This is a genomic window from Dermabacter sp. (assembly GCF_032550575.1).
GTDB lineage: Bacteria > Actinomycetota > Actinomycetes > Actinomycetales > Dermabacteraceae > Dermabacter > Dermabacter hominis.
Genome location: NZ_JAWFZC010000001.1, coordinates 569,110 through 582,745 on the forward strand (window position 1 = coordinate 569,110; position 13,636 = coordinate 582,745).

Annotated in this window: 13 protein-coding genes and 1 other RNA gene; 3 read left to right on the forward strand and 11 right to left on the reverse strand. The window is 62.5% G+C overall.

Annotated features, from left to right (window positions below; translation table 11 throughout):
- Nucleotides 1-37 precede the first annotated feature (37 nt).
- Genes E6X30_RS02610 through hrpA form a run of 3 tightly spaced genes read right to left on the reverse strand, consistent with a single transcriptional unit; the run spans nt 38 to nt 5,614 of the window.
- The gene (locus tag E6X30_RS02610) at nt 38-445 is read right to left on the reverse strand and encodes a DUF3039 domain-containing protein (protein WP_016664958.1); all 408 of its coding nucleotides are present in this window, start codon (nt 443-445) and stop codon (nt 38-40) included.
- Between the two features lie 9 nt (nt 446-454).
- On the reverse strand, nt 455-1,654 hold the full coding sequence (locus tag E6X30_RS02615) for an NADP-dependent malic enzyme (RefSeq protein ID WP_016664959.1): 1,200 nt from the start codon (nt 1,652-1,654) through the stop codon (nt 455-457).
- 39 nt (nt 1,655-1,693) lie between these two features.
- Nucleotides 1,694-5,614: an ATP-dependent RNA helicase HrpA gene (hrpA, locus tag E6X30_RS02620; protein WP_016664960.1), complete on the reverse strand. Its 3,921-nt coding sequence runs from the start codon at nt 5,612-5,614 to the stop codon at nt 1,694-1,696.
- Between the two features lie 152 nt (nt 5,615-5,766).
- On the opposite strand from hrpA, the gene tdh reads away from it, so the two are divergent.
- A complete protein-coding gene (gene tdh / locus E6X30_RS02625; RefSeq protein WP_316335687.1) occupies nt 5,767-6,828 on the forward strand; it encodes an L-threonine 3-dehydrogenase in 1,062 nt (353 codons plus the stop codon).
- Between the two features lie 9 nt (nt 6,829-6,837).
- Nucleotides 6,838-8,034: a glycine C-acetyltransferase gene (locus E6X30_RS02630; RefSeq protein ID WP_316335688.1), complete on the forward strand. Its 1,197-nt coding sequence runs from the start codon at nt 6,838-6,840 to the stop codon at nt 8,032-8,034.
- Nucleotides 8,035-8,238: 204 nt separating this feature from the next.
- Here the strand turns inward: E6X30_RS02630 and E6X30_RS02635 are convergent, their stop codons facing one another.
- From E6X30_RS02635 to E6X30_RS02645, 3 genes are all read right to left on the reverse strand, one after another.
- Nucleotides 8,239-8,529, reverse strand: coding sequence for a hypothetical protein (locus tag E6X30_RS02635; RefSeq protein ID WP_034373877.1), 291 nt, complete (start codon nt 8,527-8,529; stop codon nt 8,239-8,241).
- Nucleotides 8,522-8,809: a helix-turn-helix transcriptional regulator gene (locus E6X30_RS02640; protein WP_081976513.1), complete on the reverse strand. Its 288-nt coding sequence runs from the start codon at nt 8,807-8,809 to the stop codon at nt 8,522-8,524. The genes E6X30_RS02635 and E6X30_RS02640 overlap by 8 nt, the downstream gene beginning before the upstream one ends.
- A gap of 84 nt (nt 8,810-8,893) precedes the next feature.
- Nucleotides 8,894-9,259 carry a hypothetical protein gene (locus tag E6X30_RS02645; RefSeq protein WP_316335689.1) on the reverse strand — a complete coding sequence of 122 codons (366 nt, stop codon included), beginning with the start codon at nt 9,257-9,259 and terminating at the stop codon, nt 8,894-8,896.
- A 108-nt stretch (nt 9,260-9,367) separates the two neighbouring features.
- Here E6X30_RS02645 and E6X30_RS02650 point away from each other — a divergent pair, with 108 nt between their 5' ends.
- Nucleotides 9,368-10,087 carry a SatD family protein gene (locus E6X30_RS02650; RefSeq protein WP_316335690.1) on the forward strand — a complete coding sequence of 240 codons (720 nt, stop codon included), beginning with the start codon at nt 9,368-9,370 and terminating at the stop codon, nt 10,085-10,087.
- A 30-nt stretch (nt 10,088-10,117) separates the two neighbouring features.
- Here E6X30_RS02650 and E6X30_RS02655 read toward each other — a convergent pair whose 3' ends face one another.
- The 5 genes from E6X30_RS02655 to smpB all read right to left on the reverse strand — a co-directional run bounded on the left by E6X30_RS02655 (nt 10,118) and on the right by smpB (nt 13,619).
- On the reverse strand, nt 10,118-11,734 hold the full coding sequence (locus tag E6X30_RS02655) for a 5-methyltetrahydropteroyltriglutamate--homocysteine methyltransferase (protein ID WP_316335691.1): 1,617 nt from the start codon (nt 11,732-11,734) through the stop codon (nt 10,118-10,120).
- A 22-nt stretch (nt 11,735-11,756) separates the two neighbouring features.
- Nucleotides 11,757-12,116 carry a DsrE family protein gene (locus E6X30_RS02660; protein WP_016664969.1) on the reverse strand — a complete coding sequence of 120 codons (360 nt, stop codon included), beginning with the start codon at nt 12,114-12,116 and terminating at the stop codon, nt 11,757-11,759.
- Between the two features lies 1 nt (nt 12,117).
- Complete coding sequence (locus E6X30_RS02665; RefSeq protein WP_016664970.1) at nt 12,118-12,357, reverse strand: sulfurtransferase TusA family protein; 240 nt, start codon at nt 12,355-12,357, stop codon at nt 12,118-12,120.
- Between the two features lie 149 nt (nt 12,358-12,506).
- Nucleotides 12,507-12,877, reverse strand: a transfer-messenger RNA (tmRNA) gene (gene ssrA, locus E6X30_RS02670).
- A gap of 235 nt (nt 12,878-13,112) precedes the next feature.
- The gene (smpB, locus tag E6X30_RS02675; RefSeq protein ID WP_016664971.1) at nt 13,113-13,619 is read right to left on the reverse strand and encodes an SsrA-binding protein SmpB; all 507 of its coding nucleotides are present in this window, start codon (nt 13,617-13,619) and stop codon (nt 13,113-13,115) included.
- Between the last annotated feature and the right edge of the window lie 17 nt (nt 13,620-13,636).

Consider the following 13,636-nt stretch of genomic DNA (forward strand, 5'->3'; position numbering starts at 1 on the left):
CGCCATCCACGATAAACCCGGCAGCGGCTAGAGCATCTCAGCGACCCGAGCCGAAAAGCCCCCGAAAGCCGCCAAAGCCGCCTTTACCTCGGCCTTTATCCTCGCCGTCGCCCGAGTTGCTTCCGTCACCAATGCCGTCGTAGATCTCTTTGCACTGCGGGCACACGGGGTACTTCTTCGGGTCGCGGCCAGGAACCCACACTTTGCCGCACAGCGCGATCACCGGCGAGTTGTTTAGCGCGGCCTTCGCGATCTTTTCCTTCTGCACGTAGTGAGCGAAGCGATCGTGATCGCCTGGATCGGCGTCCTCCGTCTGTTCCTCACGTTCGAGCACCGCTGTCGAGCTCGGCGCAGCGCCGGGGGCAGCGGGTGCCTGCGGGGCACCGTGGTCCGGGGAGTTCGGGTCCGAGATCGAGGCCGTGAAGCGAATGCGTGTCGTACTCATGCCTCGATCCTAGCGGGGCTCCCCCGCGCGGGCCACGGCGCGCGCAACCGCGGGCGTGACGCGCTCGTCAAACACGCTCGGCACAATGTGGCGCGCTGAAAGCTCGTCGTTGCTGACAACGGAGGCGATCGCCTGGGCCGCCGCGAGAAGTGCCTCGTCGGTGACCTCGCACGCGTGGGCGTCGATAAGCCCGCGGAACACACCGGGGAACGCAAGGACATTGTTGATCTGATTCGCAAAATCACTGCGTCCCGTCGCTACGACGGCGGCGTGCTTCCAGGCGATCTCAGGGTCGACCTCGGGCACGGGGTTCGAGAGCGCGAAGACGATCGCGCGCTCGTTCATGCTCCTCAGCATCGACTCATCGAGAATGTTCGGGACGCTCACACCGATAAACACATCGGCTCCCTCAACGGCCTCGCGCAGCCCACCCTCCACTTTGCGAGGGTTCGTGTGGCGAGCGATCCACTCGAGACGATCTCCGGCCTCGCGACCCTCTCGAACGATGCCCTTCGAGTTTGTGACGATCACATCGCGCGCGCCCGCCGCAAGGAGAAGCCGCAGGATTGCCGTGCCCGCAGCGCCCGCACCCGACATCGCGATGCGGACCTCTTCAATCGGCTTTTCCACGATCGTGAGCGCGTTCGTGAGCGCCGCAAGAACGCACACGGCGGTACCGTGCTGGTCGTCGTGGAACACAGGAATGTCGAGCTCGGCACGCAGTCGGTCTTCGATCTCGAAACAGCGCGGCGCGGAGATGTCTTCGAGGTTGATTCCCGCGAAAGCGGGTGCGATCGCCTTGACGTGCGCGACGATGTCCTCAACCTCGTGCGCATCGAGGCAGATCGGGAAGGCATCCACGTCCGCGAAACGTGAAAAGAGCGCCGCCTTTCCTTCCATCACGGGTAGCGCGGCGAGGGGGCCTCGATCGCCGAGCCCTAGGATGGCGGAGCCGTCGGTCACGACCGCGACGGTGTTCTTCTTGATCGTGTACTCGCAGGCTTTCTCGGGCTTTTCCGCGATTTCCTCGACGACGCGGGCCACGCCCGGCGTGTAGACGATCGCGAGGTCGTCAGCGTTGTCGATCGGAGCGGTGGGCTCGACTGTGAGCTTTCCGCCTTCGTGGGCCTCAAAAATGCGACGTTCGACGGCTTCGGTTCCGGTCTCAAGACGCGTGGGTTCGGTGCTGTCAGGTGTGTGCGTAGCCATGATTTCATCCTTCCACGGCCGCGACCTTTCCGCCGGGACTTAGCGAAGATCCGCAATCGCGCGGCGCACTCTCTTTTCCGAAACCGTGTACCGCGTTCCAAGTTGCTGCGCAAAGAACGAGACTCGCAGCTCTTCGAGCATCCAGGGAATCTCGCGCGCCTCATCGCTTTCGAGCGCCTCGGTCGAGAGTTTCGATTTCGCTTTCTCGAACATGCCGACAAGATCCTCGATCTGCCACGCAAGTTGGGCATCGCGCGCAGGGTTGTCCTGCATTTTCTCGATCCTGTGGATGTCTGCCTTCAGGTAGCGAGGAATCTCGGGAACGATGTGCGCAGGCGTGCGCGAAATGAACCTCCCGGAGGTGAGTGAGTCGGCGTGCTCGCGGATCTGGGTGAGCTGCTGCAGCACCGAGAGGCTCGACACTTTGGAAATAGCCCGCTGAAGCTTCGCGTGAAGAGCGAGAGCGTCGACGGCGGCGAGCACGAGCGTGCGTGAAAGGCCTGCGTGCTCGGCACGCACGGCCTCGACGAGCGCGTCGAATTCAGCCTTCGTCCACACAAGACCACCGTTTTCCGTTCGGGAAATCAACTCGGCGCTCGCGGCGAGCGCCGCATCGCTCAAAAGCGCCTTTGCGCTCCCGTAACTGGATTGAGAAATCGCGAGCTTCGTGGGATTCGGGAGCGAGCCGAGCACCTGCGCCGACTTCGACCCGAGGGCTTCGGTCACGAGGTGCGTCACGGCACGGACGTGCTCGCGGCGCTGATCGAGGGCAGTCGGCATCGCGGTGAGGTCGACACTCACACCGCCGCTATCCTCGCGGAGTTTGAGCGCGGGATACACGACAACATTGAGCCCACCTTGCCGGTTGCGTTTCGTGCGGGGAATCTCGAAGTCAGGAAATCCGTCGAGATCGCGGTCGCCAAAGGACTCGGCTTGCCGGGCCGCGCTTGATTCGACACGTGCGCGGTGTGCCTTCTTGAGTGCGAGAAGGTCATCGCCCGAGCCGATCTCGCGCCCGCGATCATCGCGCACCGAGAAATGCATGCGAAGGTGCGCGGGAAGTTTGCTCGCATCAAATTCATCGCCGTAGAGCGGCAGGTCGTCGGGGACACCGGGAAGTGCCACGAGTTCGTCGGCAACAGCTTCGACGAAGCGCTCGCCCGTATTCGGGTCGTCGTCGCGCAGGATCTGGGCGACGGCGCGTGCCTTGTCCGGCGCGGGGATGAGGTGGCGGCGAATTGGCTTCGGGAGGGTCCGAATGAGCTCGGCAATTTTCTCTTCGCGCATGCCAGGCACGAGCCAATCAAAGCCCTTCGGCTCGAGTCTGCCGAGCACGGCGAGGGGAACGAGGGCCGTGACACCATCCTTGAAGTGGGCCGTCGATTTCGGCTGGTCACCGTCGCAGGCACCTCGAGCCGAAGGCTCGAATGCATAGCGAAGCGCGAGCGTGATGTCCCCCTGCACCCATGTGTCGGGGAAACCTGCGGCGTGGTCCTCCGCGTCGCCCTCGAGCAAGATTTCACGAGTGAGATGCAAGAGCTCGGGAGTCTCGTGACGCTGCTTCTTCCACCACGCATCGAAGTGCCGCCCGCTCGTCACCTTCGCGGGGATACGCGCGTCATAAAACTCGAACAGGGCGGCGTCGCCCGCGATGAGGTCCCTGCGCCGCGCCTTGTTTTCAAGCTCTTCGAGTTCCTCTATGAGTCGCACATTGTCGCGAAAGAAGTGGTGGCGGGTGTTCCACTGCCCCTCGATGAGGGCATGCTGAATGAAAATCTCGCGCGAAAGTTCGGGATCGATGCGGCCGTAGGCGACGGGGCGGCGCGCGAAAATCGGGACGCCAAACAGGGTCGCTTTTTCGTACGCCATCGCGCTTGCCTTCTTCGAGCTCCAATGCGGCTCGGAGTAGCTGCGCTTCATGACGTGAGGGCCGACGTCCTCAATCCACGCGGGATCGATCTTCGCGGCCGTGCGGGCGAACAGGCGTGATGTTTCCACGAGTTCCGCGGCCATGACGTAATCGTGGCGTTTTCTCGCGATCGTGCTTCCGGGCCAGATCACGAACCGAGAATTGCGCGCGCCCTGGTAGTCGCGCGTGCGCTCGTCGTAGAGCCCCACGTGGCTCAGAAGCCCGGCCAGCAGGCTTTGGTGGATGGTCGCGTCGCTCGCCGGGTTATCCGACGGCCGCAGCCCCACGTCGCGGCACATGTCTTTGAGCTGCGCGTGGAGGTCCCACCATTCACGGATACGCACGTAGTGCAGGTACTCGCTCTTGACTTCGCGCTTGAATGCCGAGTTGGAGAGCGCCTTGCGGCGCTCGCTCAAGTGCCGCCAGAGGTTGAGGTAGGTGAGGAAGTCACTCGTATCGTGAGTGAAACGCGCGTGCAGCTGATCCGCCTGCGTTTTCTTCTCGAGGGGACGCTCGCGCGGATCCTGAATCGAGAGTGCGGCGACGATCACGAGGACTTCGCGGAGTGCACCGCGCTTATCGGCTTCGAGGAGCATACGCGCCATACGCGGGTCGAGCGGAAATCGCGAGATCTGCTCGCCGATCGCCGTGAGCGCTCGTCCACCGGGGGCATTTTTCTCGCTGCGGATCGCACCGAGTTCCTCGAGGAGGCGCACGCCATCACGCACCGCGCGCTTATCGGGGGCTTCGACGAACTCGAAGCTCTCGATGTCGCCGAGCCCAAGAGCGGTCATCTGCAGGACGACGCTCGCAAGGGCTGTACGAAGAATTTCTGGTTCGGTGAACTCGGGCCGCGTGTCGAAATCTTGCTCGGAATAGAGGCGAATCGCTATGCCGGGGCTCGTGCGCCCGGATCGCCCCGAACGCTGCTTCGCGCTCGCCTGACTGATCGGCTCGATCGGGAGGCGCTGCACTTTCGTGCGCTGCGAGTAACGTGAAATGCGCGCGAGGCCCGAGTCGACGACGTATTTAATGCCCGGAACGGTGAGGGAGGTTTCCGCGACGTTCGTCGCGAGAACGATCCGACGGCGGCCGTCTTTCGGCGGGCTGAAGATCTTCTGCTGGTCCTGCTCTGAGAGGCGGCCAAAGAGAGGCAGAACGTCTATTCGACTCGCCGCCCCCACTCGTTTCTTCACGTGCGTTTGGAGCTCCTCTCCCACCTCGCGGATCTCACGCTCACCCGGGAGAAACACAAGGATGTCGCCGGGCCCCTCGGCGATCAGTTCATCGCACGCATCGACGATCGCCTCGGTGAGGTCGCGCTCCTCGCTGCGGATGTCTGCGAGTTCGTCCACCTCACCGATCTCGGGCTCGAGGACGAGCGGCCGGTAGCGCACCTCAACGGGGTAGGTGCGGCCCGACACCTCGATGATGGGGGCGGGGTGCAGGTCACCCGCGCGATCCTTCTTTCCGAAGAATTCGGCGAAGCGCTCGGGATCGATTGTCGCCGAGGTAATGATGATTTTCAGCTCGGGCCTACGGCGGGCGATGCGCTTGAGGTAGCCGAGCAGCATGTCGATCGTGAGACTGCGCTCGTGAGCCTCGTCGATGATGATGGCGTCGTATTTCTTCAGCAGCCTGTCGCCGTGAATCTCCGAGAGGAGGATGCCGTCGGTCATGACCTTGAGACGCGTGGATGTGGCGGTGTTTTTCGTAAACCTCACCTGGTATCCGACGCTTCCCTCGCCAAGCCTCTCGCCCAATTCCTCCGCGATGCGACTCGCGACGCTTCGGGCGGCGATCCTTCGGGGCTGCGTGTGACCGATCATGCGCCCGCGGCCACCGTAGCCGAGTTCGAGGAGCATTTTCGGAAGCTGCGTGGTTTTGCCCGAGCCTGTCTCGCCAGCGACGATCACGATTTGGTTGTCGCGAATCGCTCGCTGGATTTCCTCACGCCGCTGAGAGACGGGAAGGTCAGCGGGGTAAGTGATCGCAAGACGCGGCTTCGCCGTACCGGGGCGCGCGCCAGTATTCTCGTTGCTGGAGGTCATATCGCCTCCATCGTAGTCGCCGGATCGCCGCATTCGTCCGTGGGAGTGGACACAAGCATCCCTCACATGCGGCAGGTGCGTCCGCATCCGAGTCTCGTTCAGCACGACACCCCTACCATTGAGGCGCATCCCTACCGAACAGAGAGGTTCTTATGAAAGCCCTTCGCAAGTCCGCCCCACAAAAGGGACTCGAGATCGTTGACATCCCGGAGCCGCAGGTCGGCCCCAACGATGTCAAAGTGCGTGTCATGCGCGCCGGTATCTGCGGCACCGACCTGCACATCCTCGAGTGGGATGCTTCCGCACAGGACATGTGCGATTCGGTCCCGTTCACGCCGGGCCACGAGTTCTACGGGGAGGTCACCGAGATCGGTGACGACGTCGTGGACGTGCGCGTTGGCGATCGCATCTCGGGCGAGGGCCACGTCGTGTGCGACATTTGCCGCAACTGCCGCGCGGGACGCCGCCACATGTGCATCCGCACGCGTTCGATCGGTGTGCAGCGCGATGGCGCGTTTGCCGAGTACGTCGTCATCCCACAGCAAAACGTGTGGGTTCATCACAACGATGGTGGCGAAAAGGTCATCACGCCCGAGCTCGGCGCGATTTTCGATCCGCTCGGCAACGCCGTGCACACGACGCTTAAGTTCCCACTCGTTGGCGAGGATGTTCTCATCACCGGCGCTGGCCCGATCGGGCTCATGTGCGCCGCCGTTGCTCGGCACGCCGGTGCACGCTACATCGCGATCACCGACGTCAAGGAGCACCGCCTCGCGATGGCAAAGGACATGGGCACGGATGCCCAGATTGATGTCTCTAAAACGAGTATCCGCGACACACAGGCGTCCCTCGGCATGCGCGAGGGCTTCGATGTCGGCCTCGAGATCTCCGGGCAGGCAAGCGCACTCCAAGACATGATCGACAACATGAACCACGGCGGCAAAATCTCCATGCTTGGCCTGCCCTCGAAGCAGTTCGAGATCAACTGGACGACCGTCGTGACGCGCATGCTCACCCTCCAGGGCATCTACGGACGCGAAATGTTCGAAACGTGGAACGCCATGAACGCTATGGTGCGCACGTCGAAGATTCTTCGCGAGCGCGTGCTCTCGACCGTGACCGACGTGCTGCCCGCTGAAAAGTGGGCGGATGCCTACGCGCTCGCGCGCTCAGGCGAAGCTGGCAAGATCGTTCTCGACTGGGAAAACATTTAAGGAGTATCGATGTACACGAGCATGAAAGACGAGCTGACCGCGGAACTCAACGCCATTCGCGAGGCAGGAACGTACAAGAATGAGCGCCCGATTCTCACCCCGCAGTCGAATGCGGTCTCGGCGGCTTCTGCGCGCGATGAAGAAGGCCGCGACGTCCTGAACTTCTGCGCGAACAACTACCTCGGGCTCGCCGATCACCCCGAGCTCATCGCGGCTGCCAAGCGCGCCCTGGACGAGCGCGGGTTCGGCATGGCGAGCGTGCGCTTCATCTGCGGCACTCAGGATCGCCACTTGGTCCTCGAACAGAAGCTGAGCGAGTTCCTCGGAACCGATGACACGATCCTGTTTTCCTCGTGTTTTGATGCGAATGGCGGCGTTTTCGAGTCGCTCTTTACGAAAGAAGACGCCATCATTTCCGATGAGCTCAACCACGCGAGCCTCATCGATGGCATCCGCCTGTCGAAGGCCGCGCGGTACCGCTACAAGAACGCCGATATGGACGATCTTCGCGCCCAGCTCGAGGCTGCGAAGGGCGCCCGCCGCACCGTCATCGTGACCGACGGCGTCTTCTCCATGGACGGATACCTCGCTCCGCTCGACAAGATCTGCGACCTCGCCGATGAGTTCGGCGCGCTCGTGCTCGTGGACGACTCTCACGCCGTGGGCTTCATGGGCGAGACGGGTGCGGGCACTCCCGAGCACTTCGGCGTTTCGGATCGCGTCGATATCTACACGGGCACGTTCGGTAAGGCCCTCGGCGGCGCAAGCGGCGGGTACGTGTCGGCGCATCAGGAGATCATCGATGTTCTGCGTCAGCGCGCCCGCCCCTACCTCTTCTCGAACTCGCTCGCGCCGGCGATCGTCGAGGCGACCATTACCGCTCTCGACCTCGTGAAGAATTCGGGTGAGCTTCGCACGAAGCTGTTCGAGAATGCGGAGCATTTCCGCAGCGCTATGACCGAAGCCGGGTTTGAGCTGCTCGAGGGCGAACACGCCATCGTCCCCGTGATGTTCGGCGACGCCGCCCTCGCGGGCCGCATTGCCGATCGTATGCTTGAGCACGGCGTGTATGTCACGGCGTTCAGCTACCCGGTCGTGCCGAAGGAGAAGGCACGTATCCGCGTGCAACTCTCGGCCGCCCATACGAGCGAGGACATCGACCGCGCCGTCCAGGCATTTGTCGCGGCTCGCGACGCCGAAAACTGAGTTTCCCATCGCCCTGAATTGCATAGGGGTTGTGGGGGTTTGACCCGAGCTCCCTCCCCCATTGCCCTGAATTGCACAGGGGCCACGGGGGTTTGACCTCCGACCACTCCCAATAGCGAAAGGCCCGGCATCCGTGCCGGGCCTTTCTCGTATCAGAACACCGGTTGAGGCCTAGGCCCCCGAGCGTACTGTCCCGACGTTTGCTCAGTGCTCGTCGTAGTGGTCGCCGTGCTCCGCGTGACGGTGGCCGTCGTGGACGTAGTCAACGTGGTCGTCGTGCTCGACAGCCTCGTGTCCGCAGTCCTCGCCGTGCTGGTGATCGGCGACGGTGTGCTCAGCCTGCGGCTGGTGCTCGTCGTAGTGGTCGCCGTGCTCTGCATGCAGGTGGCCGTCGTGCTTGTAGTCCACGTGGTCACCGTGCTGGACTGCTTCGTGGCCGCAGCCTTCGCCGTGCGCGTGCTCCGTGGGGGTGTGTTCGGCTTTGTGGTCAGTCATGGCGTTCTCCTTCTTGTGCGTGCGCCAGTGCGTCGTGGATGACGTGGGTGACATGGGCATCGGCGATCGAGTACCTCGTCGCTCTTCCTTCACGCTCCCCCTTCACCACGTGCACCTCGCGGAGTTTCCCGAGGTGCTGGGAGACGAGCGGTTGCGAGAGGCCCGTGAGATCTACGAGCTCCTTGACTGTGCACTCGCGTTCAGCGAGGTGCAGCACGATCTCGAGACGCGAGGTGTTGCCAAGCGCCTTGAATACTCGTGCGGCGTGCTCAATCTGCATGCTGTCTTCCATACGACAATCACACCACATCCATGAGCATATTGCAATATGCCTATTTATTGCGAATCGTTCCCACTCTCGCCATCACGCGACACCCGCAATGAGCGCACACACCCCCACGGCAACCCCCGCCCACGCCGCAGCCCACAGCACCGAGGCAAAGGTCCCGATAATGAACAACTCCCCCACGCGAGCCGCCTCACGCCCCTCCTTCTCTGCGCGCAGCTCCGGATACCGACCGAGCCCCTTCACGGCAAGCGCGACAGCGATACCCGGCGGGAAGCCTGCAACAATCGAGACGTAGACGGCAATTCGCTCAAGAATGCCGATCCATCGCCCTCCCGGCAATTCCTTTTGCGCCCCCATGAGGGTCCCCTGCGCGGCGGCGACGCGAGCCCCACCTTCATCAATGCGCCGCAAAAGCGCGCGGATAACCCCATTGCCCGCCACAGCACCACAGCCGCATACAGTTAGCGCAAGTGCGCTCCACACAACCGTCACAACACCACCCGTTTAGGCATTTCCTACATTTAGGACTAATTAAGCTATTCTCTACATATGGCACCAGTGAAGGATCAGGCTTACGCCGTCGCTGTCATCGGCGACATCGTCAACTCTCGCGGTCACAACCGCACCGCGCTCCACGAACACCTCACCGGTGCGCTCAACGCGATTCAGACACCATCACACGAACGCCTCCACCCTACCGTCGGCGACGAAATTCAAGGCGTGTTCGCCACCCACGGCGACGCCCTTCGCGCCACCCACATCCTCAGGCTCCACCTTCGCGAGCATGACATCGACATCCGATTCGGAATCGGAGCCGGCGAGATCCGCATCATCGACGAAGGCGCCGGCATCCAGGACGGCTCCGCCTGGTGGGCCGCGCGCGAGGCCCTCGAGCGTACAGAAGAACTCGCCCAAACCTCCGGGTTCTCAGGTATACGAACCGGGCTCAGTGCAGCAATCTCGGAAAATAAAGAGTCCGACGGTCGCCAGGCAACCGTCGGAACACAAGCCCCGCAAGGCCACGACACGCCCCCACCCGAAGCGCTGTGCCACTTGATCGACGCACACGTGAGCGCGCTCAAGGGTAGCGCCTGCGGAAGCTTACGCGGAATCCTCGAGGGCGAATCAAACGGCGATACCGCGGCGCGGCTCGGCATCTCTCCGAGCGCAAACACGCAGCGCATTATGCGCCACGATCTGCGTCCGCTCGCCGAGGCAATGCGCGCGACGTGGCTGTCGAACGCCCCCGCTGCACGGCCCGAGCGCTAACGAGGCAGGGCACGAAGGCGCCGAGACGCTCTACCGCAGGGCGTCGCGCACCTTGGCGAGCATCGTCATTGCCGCTTCAGCCTGCTTCCCGGCCACAATTGGATTATCGGCAAACGTCGCGAAGCCGCAGTCGGTATTCAGGAGCACTCGATCCTTGCCGAACATGTTCACTGCGGCACGCCCGCGCTCGAGCACAGCTTCGAAGGTTTCATCCTGCGGCGCCTTCTGGTTGAAGATGCCGATACCGATGCGCTGGTCTTCGCGCAGGCCCGTCAGATGCTCCCAGTCCCCCGCGCGCGGCGTGCATGTTTCCACAATGACGTTGCCGATCGGCACGGATGACAGTAGCGGGAGCAAAGGCGCGTAGTCTCCGGAAAGCGCCTTGGACTCATCGGGGGTCCAGTTGCCACGGCACACGTGAATACCCAGGCGATCGGCGGGAAAGCCCTCCGCTACCTGCGTAATCAGGTCCCGCGCAAATTCCAGCTCCGGCTGCACTGCTTTACGCTCACCGAGCGCCCCGCACATGAATGTACGACCGCCGCCGCCTTCGTTGCCGTAGACCACTTCGCTGAGCACGGGCTCGTCGATTTCCACCAACGCAACGCCTGCGGCGAGAAGCTCGGCGATTTCCTCCCGCAGAATCCGGACCACGTCGGTGGCGAGGGTTTCCCGGTCGGGGTAGGCGCGATCAGATACGCACTCCATCCACATGGTGCGAGTGAGGAGATAAGGGCCGGGAAGATCCACCTTCACCGCGCGATCGGTGATGGTCTTCAGGTATTGCGCTTCATGCACAGCAAGGGATCTGTCGCGGCCGAGCGGCCCGAACACCGCCGGGTGGCGAACCTCCCCTGCCGGCACATCGAGGGCGCGCAGCTCACGCTCGAACTGCACCGGATCATCAACGTACGGCAACAGGTCCGTGATGGGGATGAGCTGACAGTTCTGCAGCAGACCCCCAACGAAGCTGGAATAGTTATCGCGGCGCATTTCACCGTCGGTGACGACGTCGACGTCGGCGCGTTCTTGCGCTGCCACGACAAGCTGCACGGCGTCATCAGCGGTAGCGTCAAACTCTTCTTGGGAGAGCCGACCTTCCAGATGCTCATGCAGTGCGCGAATCAGCCACGACGGCCGCGGCCAGCTGCCCATAGTGTGCACGGCCAGGGGCTCGAGAGCGGGCGCCGCAGCAGGCTCGGGAAGCTCGGCAGGAATATGTGGCGTGACCACTTCCTGCGTAATCGCCATTTGCGGGCGCTTACGGGATTTCTTTCCTTTGCCTGCCGCGGGTGCGAGTGCCTCGGGGGCGTTCTCCTGCTGAGGCGTGCTCGCTGCGCCCTCGTAGGCACCCTTGCACACCAAGAACCGCCATTGGGTGAGTTCGCGGCCCTGAAACTGCACGGTCGTGGTAGTTGTATCGACCAGGTCATTCCCGGTCATACTGCACCAGCTAGGCAAGTCGACCTCCACCGTGGAATCCACGGAGGCGATCTCCAGGAACTTTCCCGGATCCAGTGGATCCAGATGTTTGCGGATCAGCAACAGCAGTCCGTTGCCGCAATCCAGATCTCCACCGTCAAAACTGGTGTGGCCTTTCAAGCCGTCCTTGAAGGTGGCCGGGGTGAACTCTTGAGCGTTCGTCATGGCGGTACTCGAGTGGCAGCCGTCAGTAGCTCACGCAGCTAGCGCCCTGGGACATGTACTCGACGAGCTTCGCGCCGCCGACGATCGTCGCGCCGTTGATGAGCTTGCCTTCGTCCAGTCCACGCTTCTTGTAGCACGGCGAGCAGACCCAGATCGTGCCGCCAGCTTCGGCGTAGTTGGTGATCAGTTCCTTGAGCGGCGCGAAGCCCTCCTCGTGAAGGTCGTCGGCGTAGCCTTCTTCAGCGAGCCGCGCCCCCTCGGAGGAGAGGAACACGACGGTTTCCTGATCGGAGGCGATCGAGGCATTGGCGATAACGAAACCCACCGTCGCCTTGTCAACATCGTCTTTGGCGTGGGTGATGCTCACACAGATCTTGGACATGTCAGGAATCCTTTCGTCGGATCAAAAACCGCGGCGGCTGTGCCACGGCAAGAGTGTGCCCGGTGAGGCTGCACCAGGCGGGGATGTCGATGATCGCGCCTTCGTCGGTGGCGATCAGCTCGAAGATTTCTCCCGGATTCAGGGCGAGCATTCGCGAGCGAAGCTTCATGACAAGCTCGCCGCAGCCCAAGTCCTCGGCGTCCCATCTATCTGCAATAGCGAGATCCGCGGAGTTGCTCATATGCATGCCTTTTCACCCAATGGACAAATCTAAAGGTGTTGTAGTCATACACACCACTGGCTCCACCATATCAACGCGGGCCAGAACCGGCTTGCCCAATCCACAAAGCAACAAAAAAGGACGCCCACTGTGCATAGTGGGCGCCCTCATCGTGGAGCCGGCGGGAATCGAACCCGCGTCCGATAGTGCGAAGCCAGGGCTTCTCCGGGCGCAGTCCGCGAAATCGTTTTCTCAGCCCCAGCGCTCACACGGACACGTCGCTGACAGGCTCAGTCACTCTAAGGTGTTCACCCAACCCCGGTGACCAGGGTTGGAAGCAGTGGCCCTCTAGATGATGGACAGGTCAGATCGAAGGCAATCCCTGACGGTCCAGACTGCTGTCGCTGATCAGGCAGCGAGAGCGAAGTCAGTGCGCTTAGGTTCGGCACTTATTGTTTTCCAGGGAGCGTTAGCGAGATAACCCTGGATCCTCGGCCCGCTTCCCCTCGCTGGACAACTACCGTCGAAACCGATCGACCCCGTATCGGGTGGCGACGCCCACAGCGGGACGCGCCAGATAATCTGCACCCGCATATGCGGGTGGGATGCGTGCCTGATTCGCACACCCTATGTGATTATCAAAAATCTCCTGCACCGCAAGGCGCAGCAGTTCAGTATACAGCTCTCAACGCGCAACACCAAGACCCTATTCCCGGCGAGCAACCGTCGGACCCGTTTTCCTGCCACCCGTCCGGGACGGGCGGGAATTTCCGACGCTAGCTGAGCATCTCGCGCCGCCTCATCGCACGCTGTGCCTCGCGAGCATCCTGCTTTTCGCGCAGGGTTTGGCGCTTATCCCACTCCTTCTTGCCGCGAGCAAGCGCAATCTCGACCTTGGCGTGCGAGCCAAGAAAGTAGATCGATAGGGGGATGATCGTGTACCCCTTTTCGCGAGTCTTATTCATGAGTTTCAGGATCTCGCGTTTGTGCAACAGGAGCTTACGTTTGCGGCGCGCCGCGTGATTCGTCCACGTACCCCGCACGTACGGAGCGATGTGCACGGCATCCATCCACACTTCGCCGTTGTCGATATAGCAGTAGCCATCAACGAGAGACGCGCCGCGCTCGCGCAGCGACTTCACCTCGGTTCCCTGGAGGACCACGCCGGCTTCCCACGTCGCATCGATGTGGTAGTCGTGGCGCGCCTTTTTATTCGAGGCGATGAGCTGCTTTTTTCGCTCCGGCGCTACGGGCGCCTGCTTCTTTCCGGCCTTCGTGGCCACGTTCATCCCTCCACACC